Here is a 15434-nt window from a genome sequence, read left to right on the forward strand (position 1 = left end):
CTTGCGTGGGCCGCCCGCTGCGGCTATGCGCCGCGTCTTACTTGCGGTTGATCAGCAGGCCCACGAGCACGCCCACGCCGGCGGCGATGCCGATCGACGTCCACGGGTGTTCGTGCACGTAATCGTCAGTGGCGCGCGCCGCTTTCTTGCCTTTCTCCACCACAACGACCTGAACGTCGGCCGCCTTTTCCTTGGCTTGCTTCAGGCGCGTGAGGGCCGTTTCGCGAAGCTCGGAAGCGCGTTCGCCGGTGGCGCTCGCCGCTTGCTTGAGCAAGTCCTCCGCATCCGCGAGGACGGTTTTGATATCCGACATCAGCCTCTCCTTATTGACCTCTGACATTGACTAACTCCCATCGTGTCATACCACGCGTGAATCGTAACAAAGATACGCGCGCTGGCAAGCGTGGCCGGCCGCCGCCCGCTAGGTCGCGCACGATTTATTCCTGAGGAAGGAGCGTAACAGCCGCCACGATAAGACAAATATGGAGTTGATCTGGAACGTAAAGTTTCCGCGATGTTGCCACGATCATGGCCAAAATTACCAAAACTCATACCGGTCTGACCCGATGTTCGTTCGCCGGGCATGAGCGTGCCCTGTATGCTTCTATCTTGTAAATGTTCACTGGATCAACGGGCGATGCGCCGATGCAGGTAACGGACCGCCCACCTCGTTCAAAGGAAACCGCACCATGAGTCTGCGTCTTGGCGATATTGCACCCGACTTCGAGCAGGATTCGAGCGTTGGCCGCATCAAGTTTCATAACTGGCTCGGCAACAGCTGGGGCGTGCTGTTCTCGCATCCGGCCGATTTCACGCCGGTCTGCACAACCGAGCTGGGCCTGACCGCGAAGCTCAAGGACGAGTTCGAGAAGCGCAACGTCAAGACGATCGCGCTTTCGGTCGATAGCGCGGAATCGCACAACGAGTGGATCAAGGACATCAACGAGACGCAGGCGGTGAGCGTCGGCTTTCCGATTCTCGCCGACGGCGACCGCAAGGTGTCCACGCTGTACGACATGATCCATCCGAACGCGAACGAGACGCTCACGGTGCGCTCGCTCTTCGTGATCGATCCGAACAAGAAAGTGCGCCTCATCATCACGTATCCGGCGAGCACGGGCCGCAATTTCGACGAAGTGCTGCGCGTGATCGATTCGCTTCAGCTCACGGACAACTATCAGGTCGCGACGCCCGGCAACTGGAAGCACGGCGACGATGTCGTGATCGTCCCGTCGCTGAAGGACGAAGAGGTGCTCAAGCAGAAGTTTCCGAAGGGCTACAAGGCGCTGCGTCCTTATCTGCGCCTGACGCCGCAACCGAACAAGTAACGTACAGGCTGGGCCGCGCCGATCACGAAACGCGCGGCACCAAAATGAAAAAGCGCCGCGCGAGTCGATTCGCGCGGCGCTTTTTTCATACGCCAACGGCTGCGGGGAGGGGCGTTTTAGAAGAACGCCTGAATGCCCGTTTGCGCGCGGCCCAGGATCAGAGCGTGGATGTCGTGCGTACCTTCGTAGGTGTTCACCACCTCGAGGTTCACGAGATGGCGCGCCACTCCGAACTCGTCGGAGATGCCGTTGCCGCCCAACATGTCGCGCGCGAGGCGCGCGATGTCGAGCGACTTGCCGCACGAGTTGCGCTTCATGATCGAGGTGATCTCGACCGCCGCCGTGCCCTCGTCCTTCATGCGTCCGAGGCGCAGGCAGCCTTGCAGGCCGAGCGTGATTTCGGTCTGCATGTCGGCGAGCTTTTTCTGGATCAGCTGGTTGGCCGCGAGCGGGCGGCCGAACTGCTTGCGGTCGAGCACGTACTGGCGCGCCGTGTGCCAGCAGGCCTCAGCCGCGCCGAGCGCGCCCCAGGCGATGCCGTAACGGGCCGAATTCAGGCACGTGAACGGTCCACGCAGGCCCTTCACGCCGGGCATGATGTTCTCTTCCGGCACGAACACCTCGTCGAGCACGATTTCACCGGTGATCGACGCGCGCAGGCCCACCTTGCCGTGGATCGCCGGCGCCGAGAGGCCCTTCCAGCCTTTCTCGAGGATGAAGCCGCGGATCTCGTCCTTGCCGTCTTCTTCGAGCTTTGCCCAGACGACGAACACATCGGCGATGGGCGAATTCGTGATCCACATCTTGGCGCCCGAGAGCGAGTAGCCGCCGTTCACCTTCTTCGCGCGCGTGACCATGCTGCCCGGATCGGAGCCGTGATTCGGCTCGGTCAAGCCGAAGCAGCCGATCCACTCGCCGCTCGCGAGCTTCGGCAGGTACTTCTGCTTTTGCGCTTCCGAGCCGAATTCGTGGATCGGCACCATCACGAGCGACGACTGAACTGACATCATCGAGCGATAGCCCGAGTCGACACGCTCCACTTCGCGTGCGATCAGGCCGTAAGCCACATAGTTCAAGCCCGGGCCGCCGTATTGCTCGGGGATGGTCGGACCGAGCAGGCCGACTTCGCCCATTTCGCGGAAGATCGAAGCGTCGGTCTTTTCGTGGCGGAACGCTTCCAACACGCGCGGCGCGAGCTTGTCCTGCGCGTAGGCAGCGGCGGCGTCGCGCACCATGCGCTCGTCTTCGGTGAGCTGCTGGTCGAGCAGCAGAGGATCTTCCCAATGAAACTGGGCATGTGCGGCCATGGTGTCTCTCCAAAATCTCGAAATGGACAATTTGCGCTTGACTGAAGTTCCGCTATGCGGAACAATGTTTTGCAAATTTACCTTAGTGTATCACCAGCTCGCTCATGTCTGCATCTGAAATGAACACGTCTTCATCGCTTTCTTCCGCGCTGGCGGAGGGCCCGATCGACGAGCGCAAATTCGTCGTGGCGCTCGCGCGCGGGCTCGAACTGCTGCGTGCTTTCCGGCCCGGTGAAACGCTGCTCGGCAACCGCGATTTCGTCGAGCGCACTGGCTTGCCGAAGGCAACCGTCAACCGGCTCGCCTATACACTTACGGTGCTCGGCTATTTGCGCTTCGACGAATTGCTCGGCAAATATGCGCTCGACGCCGGCGTGCTGTCGCTTGGGTTTGCGTTGCTTTCCGGCACGGATACGCTCGAACTCGCGCGCCCGCATATGCGCGTGTTCGCGCGCGAGGTGGGGGCGGCGGTGTCGCTAGGATGTCGCGACGGCCTCGACGTGATCTATCTGGACACGATCCGCAGCGAGACGGCGCTTACGCTGGGTCTTGCATCGGGCTCGCGCCTGTCGATGCTGACGAGCTCCATGGGGCGCGCATATCTGGCGGTGCAGCCGCCCGAGGTGCGCACGGCGCTGTTCGCGGAACTGGAAAAGGCTGCGGGTGCTGACGGCCCCGCGCAGGTTGCGGCGGCGAAGCGGGAGATCGAGGTTTTCGCGAAGGAGGGCGTCTGCTATTCGTTTCGCGACTGGCACGACGATGTCAACGCCGTAGCAGTGCCGTTTCGCGAGCCGCGCGAGCGGCGCTGGCTGGTGCTCAGTTGCAGCGGGCCCGCTTCGTCGATGGGGCCGGAAGTGTTTCGCGAGCGCGTGGCGCCGCTGCTGAAGTTGCTGGCGCGCAGGCTCGGCGAGACGGTCTGACGCGCGCCGCCATGGACGAAAAAAAGCCGACCCGAGGGTCGGCTTTTTACATGAAGCGGGGGGCCGGCTAGTGATTCAAGCGGCCGAGCAGCAAGAACTCCATCAGCGCCTTCTGGACGTGCAGGCGGTTTTCCGCCTCTTCCCAGACCACGCTTTGCGGGCCGTCGATCACCTCGGCGCTCACTTCCTCGCCGCGGTGTGCGGGCAGGCAGTGCATGAACAGGGCGTCGGGGTTGGCGCGCGCCATCATTTCTGCATCCACGCACCAGTCGGCGAAGGCCTTCATGCGCGCCTCGTTTTCCGCTTCGAAGCCCATGCTGGTCCAGACGTCCGTGGTGACGAGGTCGGCGCCCGCGCAGGCCTCGTTCGGGTCGTCGAAGACCGCGTAGTACGGCGCGCTTTCCGGCGCGACCAGAGCAGGATCGAGCGGGTAGCCCGGCGGCGTGGAGATGCGCAGCTTGAAGTCCAGGATCTGCGCGGCTTCGATCCACGTGTAGAGCATGTTGTTGGCGTCGCCCACCCACGCCACGGTCTTGCCGCGGATCGGGCCACGATGCTCGTAGTACGTAAAGATGTCGGCCAGCACCTGGCAGGGGTGGTACTCGTTCGTGAGACCGTTGATGACCGGCACGCGCGAACTTTCGGCAAAGCGACGGATGATGTCCTGGCCGAACGTGCGGATCATGATGATGTCCACCATGCGCGAGATCACCTGCGCCGAATCCTCGATGGGCTCGCCGCGGCCGAGCTGCGTGTCGCGCGTGTTCATGAACACGGCGTGACCGCCAAGCTGGAAGATGCCGGCTTCGAAAGACAGACGCGTGCGCGTGGAGCTCTTCTCGAAGATCATCGCGAGCGTGCGGTCGTGCAGCGGATGATAGGTCTCGTAGTTCTTGAACTTGCGCTTCAGGATGCGCGCGCGCTCCAGCACATATTCATAATCGTCAAGGGAGAAATCCTTGAACTGCAGGTAATGGCGAATGGTCCGGGAGGTCATGAAACGAAAACGGCGCCTGATCCGGCCTCGAACTGCAGGTTGGAGCCGGCGACGCCGCTGCGGTTGGTGGTAAGTCAATGCAGCATAAAGGATTTTGCGGACTTTGACGAGTCGGCCGGAAGGCGGGGGCGGGGCCAGGCGGACTTCGGCGCCATGGGCGAAAGCCAGGGCAATGCGCAAACGCGGCCCCCGGCCCGCTGTCCTATGTGCAGTGCGTCAAAAGTGCTGCTGCGCTATAATCTCAACGATTTTTCAGGCACGACAGCGGGCTCGACGCGCAAGACGCGGGGCTCGCGGGAGCGGCCTGTGCGCTGGCCGGAAAGCGCGCTGCACATGCGATGCGGCGCCGCGCCGGTCGGGGTGCGCGACCGGCTTCTCCCCTCTCCATCGGACTGTATTTGCACGCGGCTATCGGGCGAACCGCCCGCGGCTGGCGCTCTGCGGCACAAGCGCGGAGCGGCGTGCTCGTGCTCTCGTTTCAGCCGCATAAGCGCACCGCGTTACCGCGGCTCCGCGCAGTCATACAGGTACCCTACATGGCCGACGACGCTCCAACCGAATACTTTATTCAAGGCATCACCAGTACGGGGAAGAAGTTTCGCCCGAGCGACTGGTCCGAGCGCCTGGCGGGGGTGATGTCGAGTTTTGGCCCGAAGGCGCCCGCCAATGCGCGCGGGCCGAACGCTTATCTGCGCTATTCGCTGTACGTGCGGCCGACCATGATCGGCGACCTCAAGGTCGTGGTGCTGGATTCGCGCTTGAAGGACGTCGAGCCGATGGCTTTCAACTTCGTGATGAATTTCGCCAAGGACAACGATCTGGTGGTGACCGAGGCCTGCGAGTTGCCGCAGGATCACGCGACACAACAGGGTGGCAGCCGCTGAATCGCACCCACCCGCTGCGGCGGGTTTTTTTGCGCCTGCGCCGCGCGAGTGGCGCAGGCGTCGCCGGAATTGCAGCAATAAAAAAACCCGCCGAAGCGGGTTTTTTTGTGCAGCGGAATCAGAAAGCGCCCGCCGTGGCGGACGGTCCGACTCTTGTCTGCTCTTTATTGCGCAGCTTGCATTGCCTTGACGGCAGCTGCGAGGCGGCTCTTATGGCGAGCAGCCTTGTTCTTGTGAACGATCTTCTTGTCCGAGATGATGTCGAGCGTCTTTGCCGAGGCCTTCAGGACTTCTGCAGCCTTTGCCTTGTCGCCAGCGTCGATCGCCTTGCGGACAGCCTTGATAGCGGTGCGGAACTTCGAGCGCAGCGCCGAGTTGTGCGAGTTTGCCTTGGCGGCCTGACGGGCGCGCTTGCGTGCTTGTGCGGAATTTGCCATGTTGGTTCCTTATGTTTCGAGAGCTTCAGCTCGCCGACTCCGGGTCGGGCAGAGCGACGCTCCTTGCCTGGATTTGAACTTCCGGGTGATTGCCCGAAAGCACAAAACGGTATTTGCCGGCATTGATCCAGCTTGCCAGCCGCGTCTTTTGTGCCAAAGCGCAAAGACGGCCTGAAACGCAGACCGCTCAACGCTCCCTTTCCAAGACGCGATTCTCGAGTGCCAGTGAAACTCGAAACCGCGAATTATAGCAATGAAATCATGGGCGTGGCAACGGCGATGCGCCTGGCGTGCCATCCCTTATCGGGAACGAAGCAGGAACGAAGCGGCGACGGACCAGGCGGCACCCGTATAATAAGCGCCCCATGAATCTATTCCGAGCCCTGCTGACGGTCAGCGGCTTCACGCTGCTATCGCGCGTGACCGGACTGGCCCGTGAAACGCTGATTGCCCGCGCATTCGGCGCGAGCCAGTACACCGACGCCTTCTACGTCGCGTTTCGCATCCCCAACCTGCTGCGCCGCATTTCGGCGGAAGGCGCGTTTTCGCAGGCTTTCGTGCCGATTCTCGCGGAGTTCAAGAGCCAGAAGGGGCACGACGCCACCCGCGATCTCGTCGATGCGACTTCGACGGTGCTCGCGTGGGCGCTCGCCATTCTTTCGGTGCTGGGCATCGTCGGGGCGTCGTTCGTCGTGACGGTGGTGGCCACGGGCCTGAAGAACGACGGCCAGGCGTATCAACTTGCCGTCGCGATGACGCGCATCATGTTCCCGTACATCGTGTTCATCTCGCTCACGTCGCTCGCGTCCGGGGTGCTCAACACGTACAAGCAGTTCTCGCTGCCCGCGTTCGCGCCGGTGCTGCTCAACGTGGCGTTCATCACGGCGGCGGTGGCGTTCGCGCCACACATGAAGCAGCCGGTCTTTGCGCTCGCGTGGGCCGTGATCGTCGGCGGCGTGCTGCAGTTCGTCGTGCAGCTGCCGGGGCTGAAGAAGATCGACATGATGCCGCGCATCGGCCTCAATCCGCTCAAGGCGCTCGCGCATCGCGGCGTCAAGCGCGTGCTCGCGAAAATGGTGCCGGCCATGTTCGCGGTGTCGGTCGCGCAGATCAGCCTCATCATCAATACGAACATTGCGTCGCGTCTGGGCGCGGGCGCGGTCTCGTGGATCAATTACGCCGACCGTCTGATGGAGTTCCCCACCGCGCTGCTGGGCGTGGCGCTCGGCACGATCCTGCTGCCTAGCCTGTCGAAAGCGCACGTCGATGCCGATCCGCACGAATATTCGGCGCTGCTCGACTGGGGCCTGCGCGTGACCTTCCTGCTCGCGGCGCCTTCGGCGGTTGCGCTGTTCTTCTTCTCCGAGCCGCTCACGGCCACGCTGTTCCACTACGGCAAGTTCGACGCGAATTCGGTCGTCATGACAGCCCGCGCGCTCACCGCTTATGGTGTGGGGCTCATCGGGCTCATTCTCATCAAGATTCTCGCGCCCGGTTTTTATGCGCGCCAAGACATCAAGACGCCCGTGAAGATCGGCGTGGGCGTGCTGGTCGCCACGCAGATCGGCAACTATGTCTTCGTGCCGATCTTCGCGCACGCGGGCCTCACGCTCTCGGTCGGGCTCGGCGCCTGCATCAACGCGCTGCTGCTGTTCATCGGCTTGCGCCGCCGCGGCATCTATATGCCGTCGTCGGGCTGGACCCGGTTCTTCGTACAGCTGCTCGGGGCATGCCTCGTGCTTTCCGGTGCGATGCACTGGTGTGCGATCAGCTACGACTGGATCGGCTTGCATCATGAGCCGCTTGCGCGCATGGCGCTGCTCGCCGCCTGCCTCGTGCTGTTCGCCACGCTATATTTCGGTATGCTTTGGTTGATGGGCTTCAAATACGCATACTTCAAGAGGCGCGCGAAGTGATCACGATGAACACGCGGGTGCTCGATTATTTCAGTGCACTCGTGGCCGACGACGACAGCCTGCCGCTCACCGAAGCGGCGCTCGCAATCGCGCAGGACGCCTACCCCGACCTCGACGTGCAAGGCACGCTCGCGGAAATCGACGAGTTGGCGCTGCGCGTGAAAAAGCGCATGCCCGAGGGCATCGACATGCGCCAGCAGATCACGTTTCTGAACCGCGTGTTCTTTCGCGAGATGGGCTTCGGCGCCAATCTCAACGACTTTTTCGATCCCGATAACAGTCATCTGAATGTCGTGCTCAAGCGTCGGCGCGGCATCCCCATTTCGCTCGCGGTGCTCTACCTGGAGATTGCGGGGCAACTCGGGCTGCCGGTGCAGGGCGTGTCGTTTCCGGGGCACTTCCTGCTGCGCGTTTCGCTGCCCGAAGGCGACGCCATGCTCGATCCCACCACCGGTCGCACGCTCACCGAATCCGACATGGTCGAGATGCTCGAGCCCTATGTGACGAGTGCGGGCGACTCCGTCGCGCGGGCGCTGCGCATGCTGCTCGAACCGGCCACGCGGCGAGAGATCGTCGCGCGCATGCTGCGCAACCTGAAATCGGTGTACTTGCAGACCGAGCGCTGGGAGCGCCTGCTCGGCATCCAGCAGCGGCTGGTGATTCTGTTGCCGGAGAGCATCGAGGAGGTGCGCGATCGCGGCTTTGCGTATGCGCGCCTGGATTACCTGCGGCCCGCGCTGGAGGATCTCGAGCATTATCTCGACGAGCGCCCCGACGCCGAGGACGCCATGGTGGTCGAGTCGCAATTGCAGGAACTGCGCCAGCGCACGCTCGATAACGATTGATCGGCGCGCCGCGCTGGCGCGGCTTGTGTAAATTCTGCAAACAAAAAACCCGCGAATTTTCGTTCGCGGGTTTTTTTACGCCGGATGCGAGCTTGCTTACTTCGGCTGCATGCGGATCGCGCCGTCGAGGCGGATCACCTCGCCGTTGAGCATCGGGTTCTCGACGATCTGCTTGACGAGCATCGCGTACTCGCTGGGTTTGCCGAGGCGCGGCGGGAACGGCACCATGGCGCCGAGCGCGTCCTGCACTTCCTTGGGCATGCCGAGCAGCATCGGCGTTTCGAACAGGCCCGGCGCGATCGTCATCACGCGGATGCCGTTGCGCGAGAGGTCGCGCGCGATCGGCAGCGTCATCGCCACGACGCCGCCCTTGGAGGCCGCATAGGCCGCCTGGCCGATCTGGCCGTCGTACGCGGCCACCGATGCCGTGTTGATGATCACGCCGCGCTCGCCGCCCTCGTTGGGCGCGGTCTGCGCGATTGCCGCCGCCGCGAGGCGGATCATGTTGAAAGTGCCGATCAGATTGACCGAAATGGTCTTGCTGAACGCGTCGAGCGGGTGCGGGCCGTCCTTGCCGACAGTCTTCACCGCGGGCGCGATGCCCGCGCAGTTCACGAGGCCGCGCAAGGTGCCTGCCGCAGTGGAGGCGGCCACGGCGAGCGCGCCGTCTTCCTCGCTTGCGACGTTGCACTTCACGAAGGTGCCGCCGAGTTCTTGCGCGAGCGCATGGCCCGCTTCCTCGTTGAGGTCGGCGAGCACGACCTTGCCGCCTTCGGCCGCGATGAGCCGCGCGCTGGCCGCGCCAAGGCCCGACGCGCCGCCGGTGATCAGAAATACGTTGTCGCGGATTTGCATCTGTCTTCCTCCTTGCTGCTCGATGGGTAATTTCTTGCGGCGTGACCCCGCAACGGGTCAGCCCGCGACTCCACGGCTAAGAGGAGCAGAAGGACGAGGACCGGCCGGAACGGGGAGGCCGGCGTCACGCCGGGGATCGCCCGGCGCGGCCGGCAAAAGACGTTTTACTTGAGCGCTTCGAACGCGCGGTTGCGGATTTCCTCGACGCTGCCGAGACCCGCGATGGCGCGGTACTGCGGCGCCTTCATGCCGTTTTCCTCGCCGCGCTGGGCCCAGTCGCTGTAGTAGGCGATGAGCGGCTTCGTTTGCGCGACATACACGTCGAGACGCTTGCGCACGGTCTCTTCCTTGTCGTCGTCGCGCTGGACCAGCGGCTCGCCCGTCACGTCGTCGACCATGTCCTGTTTGGGCGGGTTGAACTTGACGTGATAGGTGCGGCCCGACGCCGGGTGCACGCGGCGGCCGCTCATGCGCACGATGATCTCGTCGAACGGCACGTCGATCTCGAGCACGTAATCGATGGCCACGCCGGCCTGCTTCATGGCTTCGGCCTGCGGCAGGGTGCGCGGGAAGCCGTCGAACAGGTAGCCGTTCTTGCAGTCGGGTTCCTGCAGGCGTTCCTTCACGAGGTTGATGATCAGCGCATCGGGCACGAGTTCGCCCGCGTCCATGTAGCGCTTGGCCTCGACGCCGAGCGGCGTGCCGGCCTTGACGGCCGCGCGCAGCATGTCGCCCGTCGAGATTTGCGGAATGCCGAACTTCTCCTTGATGAAGTTTGCCTGGGTTCCCTTGCCCGCGCCGGGGGCGCCCAACAGGATCAAACGCATTTGAACTTTCTCCGATCTATGTGAATTCTTGCGGCGCGGCGGCGGCCCTCGTGGGCGGCATCGGCGGCGTCGTGCGTCTCCTCTTCGGCAGGCCTTGTCGGGGAACCCCCACGCACAAAGGCTTCGACGGCTCGCGCAAACAACCGATTATGCCATGGGATTTTCGGCCCACGACCCCTCTTAAGGACGGAATAGCGCCTGCACGCGGGCGAGGTCGGCGGGCGTGTCCACGCCGGGCGCCGGCGCCTCGGCTGTGACGAGCACCGCGATGCGCTCGCCGTGCCACATAGCGCGCAGCTGCTCGAGAGCTTCGGCCTGCTCGATCGGCGAGTGCGCGAGCGAGGGGTAGCTGCGCAGGAATTTCGCCCGATACGCATACAGGCCGATATGCCGATAAACGGTCGCCGGAGCCGGTGGGGCGGGCATGGCGGCCAGATCGAGGCGGGCCGGCGACCAGTGCGGCTGCCAGGCGTCGCGCGCCCACGGAATGGGGGCGCGCGAGAAGTAGAGCGCCACGCCGCGCGCATCGAGCACGACCTTCACCACGTTCGGGTTCAGGATCTCGCCGGGGGCGGTGATGGGGTGCGCCGCCGTGGCGATCGCGCACTCCGGGTGCGCGGCGAGGTGCGACGCCACGTCGCACACCAAAGCGGGGTCGATTAGCGGTTCATCGCCCTGAACGTTGACCACAATTAAGTCGTCGCTCCAGCCAAAGTGCTCTGCGACTTCGGCCAGGCGGTCGGTGCCCGAGGGGTGATCGGCGCGCGTCATGACCGCGTCGAAGCCGTGCTCGCGCGCGGCGTCGAGCACGCTCTGCGCGTCCGAGGCGATCAGCACCTGCTGCGCGCCCGAGGCGCGGGCGCGCTCGGCGACCCGCACGACCATTGGCTTGCCGCCGATGTCGGCAAGCGGCTTGTCAGGCAGCCGGGTCGAGGCGAGGCGCGCCGGTACGACGGCGATGAAGGGTTGCGCGGGCACGGTCATGCTCAGGCGTCGCTTGAGCTGCTTGAGCCGCTTGAACCGGAGGGGCCGGCCGGATCGACCGGCGTGCCTTCGACGGTCTGGCGCGCCTCGTCGACGAGCATGACGGGAATGCCGTCGCGAATCGGATAGGCGAGCTTGTCGGCGTTGCAGATCAATTCCTGCGCGGCGCGGTCGTAGCTGAGCGGGCCCTTGCAGATCGGGCAGACCAGGATTTCAAGCAGACGGGCGTCCACGGAGTTTCTCCACAACCAGGGTAATGAGGCGATGATCGAGCGCGGCTTCAACGGGGACGACCCAGATGCGCGCGTCGTTCCAGGCCGCTAATTTTACGGCATCTTTTTCGGTGACCAGAATGGCGTCGGCCGCGACCTCGCTGAACGGGTTCGTCGCGTAGTCGTAATGGTCGGGCAGCGCGAGCGTTTGCGGCGCGAGGCCCGCCGCACGCAGGGTCGCGAAAAAACGCTCCGGCGAACCGATGCCGGCGGCCGCCACGATGCGCTGCGGCGGCTGGCTGGGTGCGCCGGACGCGCTCGCTGCGCCTTGCGCTGCGAATTGCGCGAGCGGCCGGCGCAGGGCGGGGTTCGCGAGATGCCAGGCCTCGCCGGGCTCGAGCTTGAGCGCGAAGGTGTTCGGCCAGTCGGGCAGCGCGCGCTCGAACGGATTGTTGACAAGCGTGGCGTCGCGCTGGCGCGAGAGCGGCTCGCGCAGCGGCCCGGCGGGCAGCAGAAAACCATTGCCGCCCAGCCGGTGATCGAAGACCAGCAGCTCGAAGTCGCGCGCGAGACGGTAGTGCTGCAGGCCGTCGTCGCTCACGATTGCGTCGACGTCGCGGTGCGCCGCGCACAATGCCTGCGCCGCCGCGACGCGATCGGGCGAGACCCAGACCGGCACGCCGGTGCGGCGCGCGATCAGTAACGGCTCGTCTCCGCATGCGCGGGCGGACGTGTCCGCCGCCACCGGCGTGGGGCGCGGCACCTTCGCGCCGTAGCCGCGCGAAACGACGCCGGGCGTGAAGCCGGCGGCGCGCAGTGCCTCGACGAGCGCGATTACCGTGGGCGTCTTGCCGGTGCCGCCCACGGTCACGTTCCCGACCACCACGACCGGCGCGCCCACGCGCACCGATTTGAGCCAGCCCCCCGCATAGGCCGCGCGCCGCGCGCCGCTCACGGCGGCGAACACGACGGAAAGCGGCGCGAGCGCCCAGGCGAGTGCGCCGCGCTGCTGCCACTGGCGCGCGAGGCCGGCTTCGGCGCGCGCCTTGAGATCGGCAACGAGACTGCTCATCGGCGTGTGCGGCATGCGGGCCTTGCGTACGAAAGGCACCGGAGGCTGACGGGCAGAACGGACATCGGAGCGGTTCTCCAGTTCAAAGCGGGCGCGGGAGCCAGAAGCAAAAAGCGCCGCAGGGAAAGCAGGGACGGCTCGCTGTCGTGTCATATCGCGTCGCGAAAGGGCCGTCGTGAACCCGGCACTCTAGCGCGGGTGAGCGGCGGGCGGCAAGCTGCATGGCCAAGCGGTGGCGTGAATCCGGCGGCGCCAGCACGGCTCGCCGATGCGTAGCACGTCTGTGGATAACTTTGTGGAAAAGTAAGGCGCGGGTGAGCGCAAAAGCCCGCTCGTGGCCCATCTCATCGGTGTAACTCTTTGTTAGCGAGATAAAAACTCTATGTAAATCAATGGGATGGGGTATTTTTTCAGCGTTTTTTACGTATTTGCGGCAACTATGTCACATGACGGAGTCGATGTGGACACCTCGTAGCCCTTGTTTCATGGGAGCGCTTCCCGCTGGACTGCCGTACCCCGAACGGTCTATCGTCTGTCCGGGCTATTTTCCGGGTTGGGTTTCGACCTTGCTTTCAACCCACTGTTCATTCACGTCTTGCTCATGAATTCCGACCGCTTTTCTTCTGCGCCCGGCGGCGATGTCGTTGTTCCGGTTTCGGCGCTCAATCGCGCGATCGCTTCCATGCTCGAACGTTCGTTCCCGCTCACGTGGATCTCGGGTGAAGTCTCGAACTTCACGCGCGCCGCGAGCGGGCACTGGTACTTCTCGATCAAGGACGCGCAGGCGCAAATGCGCTGCGTGATGTTTCGCGGCCGCGCGCAATACGCCGAATTCACGCCGCGCGAGGGCGACCGCATCGAGGTGCGTGCGCTCGTGACGATGTACGAGCCGCGCGGCGAGGTGCAGCTGAACGTCGAGGCGATCCGGCGCACGGGGCAGGGGCGTCTTTTCGAAGCGTTCTTGCGTCTGAAGGCGCAACTGGAGGCCGAAGGGCTGTTCGACGCCGGGCGCAAGCGCACGTTGCCCACCCATCCGCGCGCGATCGGCGTGATTACGTCGATGCAGGCGGCTGCGCTGCGCGACGTGCTCACGACGCTCGCGCGCCGCGCGCCGCACGTTCCCGTGATCGTGTATCCGGCGCCGGTGCAGGGTGCGGGTTCGGCGGAAAAACTCACGGCCATGCTCGACGCCGCGAACGCGCGTGCGGAAGTGGACGTGATCGTGCTGTGCCGGGGTGGCGGCTCGATCGAGGACCTCTGGTCGTTCAACGACGAAACGCTCGCGCGCGCCATTGCAGCAAGCGCGATTCCCGTGGTGAGCGGCGTGGGCCACGAAACCGATTTCACGATCGCCGATTTCGCCGCCGATGTGCGCGCGCCCACGCCCACCGCCGCCGCCGAGCTCGTGAGCCCGCAGCGCGTGCTGCTGCTGCGCGAGCTGGACCAGCGCCATGCCGCGCTCGCGCGGGGCTTCGGCAGGCTGATGGAGCGCCGCGCGCAACAGCTCGACTGGCTCGCGCGCCGCCTGGTTTCGCCGGGCGAACGGCTGGCGCAGCAGCGCGCGCATTTGCGCCAGTTGGCGATCCGGCTTGCTTCGGCGGGCTCGCGCACGACGGCGCAGGCGCGCGCGCAATTCAATATCGCGCAGATGCGCTGGCGGCGCATGCGCCCCGACGCCTCGGCGCAGCGCGTGCAGGTGGAGTCGCTCGCGCGGCGTCTCGACAGCGCGTTCGCGCGGGGGCGCGAGCGCGAAACGACGCGCGTGGCGGGGCTCGCGGCGCGCCTCGAGGTGCTGAGCCCGCAGCGCACCTTCGAGCGCGGTTACGCGGCGCTGCTGGATGCGCAAAGCGGCGCGGCCGTGCGCTCACCGGGCGCGCTCAAGCCGGGCAAGCGCCTGACCGTGCATCTCGCCCAGGGCAGCGCCGATGTCGCGCTCGCCGACGTGCAGCCAAGACTTTCCGAAGACTTTTGAAACGAGCGCAGCAGCGGGCGCGGCGTTTGCTGGAATGCGGGCACGATAGCCACAGGAGAGCCACATCACCGCCACGCCATCGCATTACAAGCGACACAAAAGCGACGCGAAATCGCCATGAAATCGCGCCGCAAAAGCGCTGCATAACCGATGATCGGCATAATGTCCGAGCGTTTGCGGGGTTATTCCAACTCGCCTACAATCGAGTGCTCCATGCCGGCGAATTTGCAGAACTCTACGCAGAACTCCCCATAACACGACGAAGGAACCGCATCATGTCATTTACGCTCCCGCCGCTGCCGTTCGCGAAGAACGCTCTTGCTCCGACCATGTCGGAAGAAACGCTCGAGTTCCACTACGGCAAGCACCACCAGGCCTACGTCACGAATCTGAACAACCTGATTCCGGGCACCGAGTTCGAAAACCTCTCGCTCGAAGAGATCGTCAAGAAGTCGTCGGGTGGCGTGTTCAACAACGCGGCCCAGATCTGGAATCACACGTTCTTCTGGAACAGCCTCTCGCCGCAAGGCGGCGGCGCTCCGTCGGGCGCGCTCGGCGACGCGATCAACGCAAAGTGGGGCTCCTTCGACGCGTTCAAGGAAGCCTTCACGAAGGCTGCAGTCGGCAACTTCGGTTCGGGCTGGACGTGGCTCGTGAAGAAGGCAGACGGCTCGCTCGACATCGTGTCGACCAGCAACGCCGCCACGCCGCTCACGACCGACGCCAAGCCGCTCCTCACGATCGACGTGTGGGAACACGCTTACTACATCGACTACCGCAACGCGCGTCCGAAGTTCGTCGAAGCGTTCTGGAACATCGCAAACTGGGAATTCGCTGCGAAGAACTTCGCGTAAAGCGCAGTAGTCCGACCAGTTTCG

At 64.5% G+C, this 15434-nt stretch carries 16 protein-coding genes; 7 read left to right on the forward strand and 9 right to left on the reverse strand.

The window, feature by feature from the left end; genetic code table 11:
- Positions 1–37: 37 nt before the first annotated feature.
- A complete protein-coding gene (locus tag PWP93_RS01290) occupies positions 38–340 on the reverse strand; it encodes a DUF883 family protein (protein WP_028220165.1) in 303 nt (100 codons plus the stop codon).
- Positions 341–689: 349 nt separating this feature from the next.
- On the opposite strand from PWP93_RS01290, the gene PWP93_RS01295 reads away from it, so the two are divergent.
- Positions 690–1328 (forward strand): peroxiredoxin, encoded by a 639-nt coding sequence (locus PWP93_RS01295; RefSeq protein ID WP_421043181.1) that lies wholly within the window; start codon positions 690–692, stop codon positions 1326–1328.
- A 116-nt stretch (positions 1329–1444) separates the two neighbouring features.
- On the opposite strand, the gene PWP93_RS01300 is transcribed toward PWP93_RS01295, so the two are convergent.
- On the reverse strand, positions 1445–2635 hold the full coding sequence (locus PWP93_RS01300; protein WP_421024626.1) for an acyl-CoA dehydrogenase: 1191 nt from the start codon (positions 2633–2635) through the stop codon (positions 1445–1447).
- A 104-nt stretch (positions 2636–2739) separates the two neighbouring features.
- Here PWP93_RS01300 and PWP93_RS01305 point away from each other — a divergent pair, with 104 nt between their 5' ends.
- Positions 2740–3555: an IclR family transcriptional regulator gene (locus tag PWP93_RS01305; protein ID WP_421043182.1), complete on the forward strand. Its 816-nt coding sequence runs from the start codon at positions 2740–2742 to the stop codon at positions 3553–3555.
- 67 nt (positions 3556–3622) lie between these two features.
- On the opposite strand, the gene argF is transcribed toward PWP93_RS01305, so the two are convergent.
- Complete coding sequence (argF, locus tag PWP93_RS01310; RefSeq protein WP_421043183.1) at positions 3623–4552, reverse strand: ornithine carbamoyltransferase; 930 nt, start codon at positions 4550–4552, stop codon at positions 3623–3625.
- Between the two features lie 536 nt (positions 4553–5088).
- Between argF and PWP93_RS01315 the strand changes: the two genes are divergently transcribed.
- Positions 5089–5436 carry a DUF3579 domain-containing protein gene (locus PWP93_RS01315; protein ID WP_421024623.1) on the forward strand — a complete coding sequence of 116 codons (348 nt, stop codon included), beginning with the start codon at positions 5089–5091 and terminating at the stop codon, positions 5434–5436.
- 164 nt (positions 5437–5600) lie between these two features.
- Here PWP93_RS01315 and rpsT read toward each other — a convergent pair whose 3' ends face one another.
- Positions 5601–5873, reverse strand: a complete 273-nt coding sequence (gene rpsT, locus PWP93_RS01320) for a 30S ribosomal protein S20 (protein ID WP_035522092.1) — start codon at positions 5871–5873, stop codon at positions 5601–5603.
- Between the two features lie 365 nt (positions 5874–6238).
- Between rpsT and murJ the strand changes: the two genes are divergently transcribed.
- Together murJ and PWP93_RS01330 are read left to right on the forward strand one after the other, a co-directional pair.
- Positions 6239–7789, forward strand: a complete 1551-nt coding sequence (gene murJ, locus PWP93_RS01325) for a murein biosynthesis integral membrane protein MurJ (RefSeq protein WP_421024622.1) — start codon at positions 6239–6241, stop codon at positions 7787–7789.
- Between the two features lie 5 nt (positions 7790–7794).
- Positions 7795–8634 (forward strand): SirB1 family protein, encoded by an 840-nt coding sequence (locus tag PWP93_RS01330; protein ID WP_421044977.1) that lies wholly within the window; start codon positions 7795–7797, stop codon positions 8632–8634.
- Positions 8635–8730: 96 nt separating this feature from the next.
- Here PWP93_RS01330 and PWP93_RS01335 read toward each other — a convergent pair whose 3' ends face one another.
- From PWP93_RS01335 to lpxK, 5 genes are all read right to left on the reverse strand, one after another.
- Positions 8731–9489 (reverse strand): 3-hydroxyacyl-CoA dehydrogenase, encoded by a 759-nt coding sequence (locus PWP93_RS01335; protein WP_421043184.1) that lies wholly within the window; start codon positions 9487–9489, stop codon positions 8731–8733.
- Positions 9490–9653: 164 nt separating this feature from the next.
- The gene (gene adk, locus PWP93_RS01340) at positions 9654–10316 is read right to left on the reverse strand and encodes an adenylate kinase (RefSeq protein WP_421043185.1); all 663 of its coding nucleotides are present in this window, start codon (positions 10314–10316) and stop codon (positions 9654–9656) included.
- A 180-nt stretch (positions 10317–10496) separates the two neighbouring features.
- Complete coding sequence (kdsB, locus tag PWP93_RS01345) at positions 10497–11300, reverse strand: 3-deoxy-manno-octulosonate cytidylyltransferase (protein ID WP_421043186.1); 804 nt, start codon at positions 11298–11300, stop codon at positions 10497–10499.
- A 2-nt stretch (positions 11301–11302) separates the two neighbouring features.
- Positions 11303–11533 carry a Trm112 family protein gene (locus tag PWP93_RS01350; protein WP_421043187.1) on the reverse strand — a complete coding sequence of 77 codons (231 nt, stop codon included), beginning with the start codon at positions 11531–11533 and terminating at the stop codon, positions 11303–11305.
- A complete protein-coding gene (lpxK, locus tag PWP93_RS01355) occupies positions 11514–12584 on the reverse strand; it encodes a tetraacyldisaccharide 4'-kinase (protein ID WP_421043188.1) in 1071 nt (356 codons plus the stop codon). Before lpxK ends, PWP93_RS01350 begins: the two co-directional genes overlap by 20 nt.
- A 601-nt stretch (positions 12585–13185) precedes the next feature.
- On the opposite strand from lpxK, the gene xseA reads away from it, so the two are divergent.
- Together xseA and sodB are read left to right on the forward strand one after the other, a co-directional pair.
- Positions 13186–14556, forward strand: a complete 1371-nt coding sequence (xseA, locus tag PWP93_RS01360; protein WP_421043189.1) for an exodeoxyribonuclease VII large subunit — start codon at positions 13186–13188, stop codon at positions 14554–14556.
- Positions 14557–14831: 275 nt separating this feature from the next.
- The gene (gene sodB / locus PWP93_RS01365; protein ID WP_035522111.1) at positions 14832–15410 is read left to right on the forward strand and encodes a superoxide dismutase [Fe]; all 579 of its coding nucleotides are present in this window, start codon (positions 14832–14834) and stop codon (positions 15408–15410) included.
- The last annotated feature ends 24 nt before the right edge of the window (positions 15411–15434 follow it).

This window comes from Paraburkholderia sp. A1RI-2L (assembly GCF_048957375.1).
In the GTDB taxonomy this organism is placed as follows: Bacteria; Pseudomonadota; Gammaproteobacteria; order Burkholderiales; family Burkholderiaceae; genus Paraburkholderia.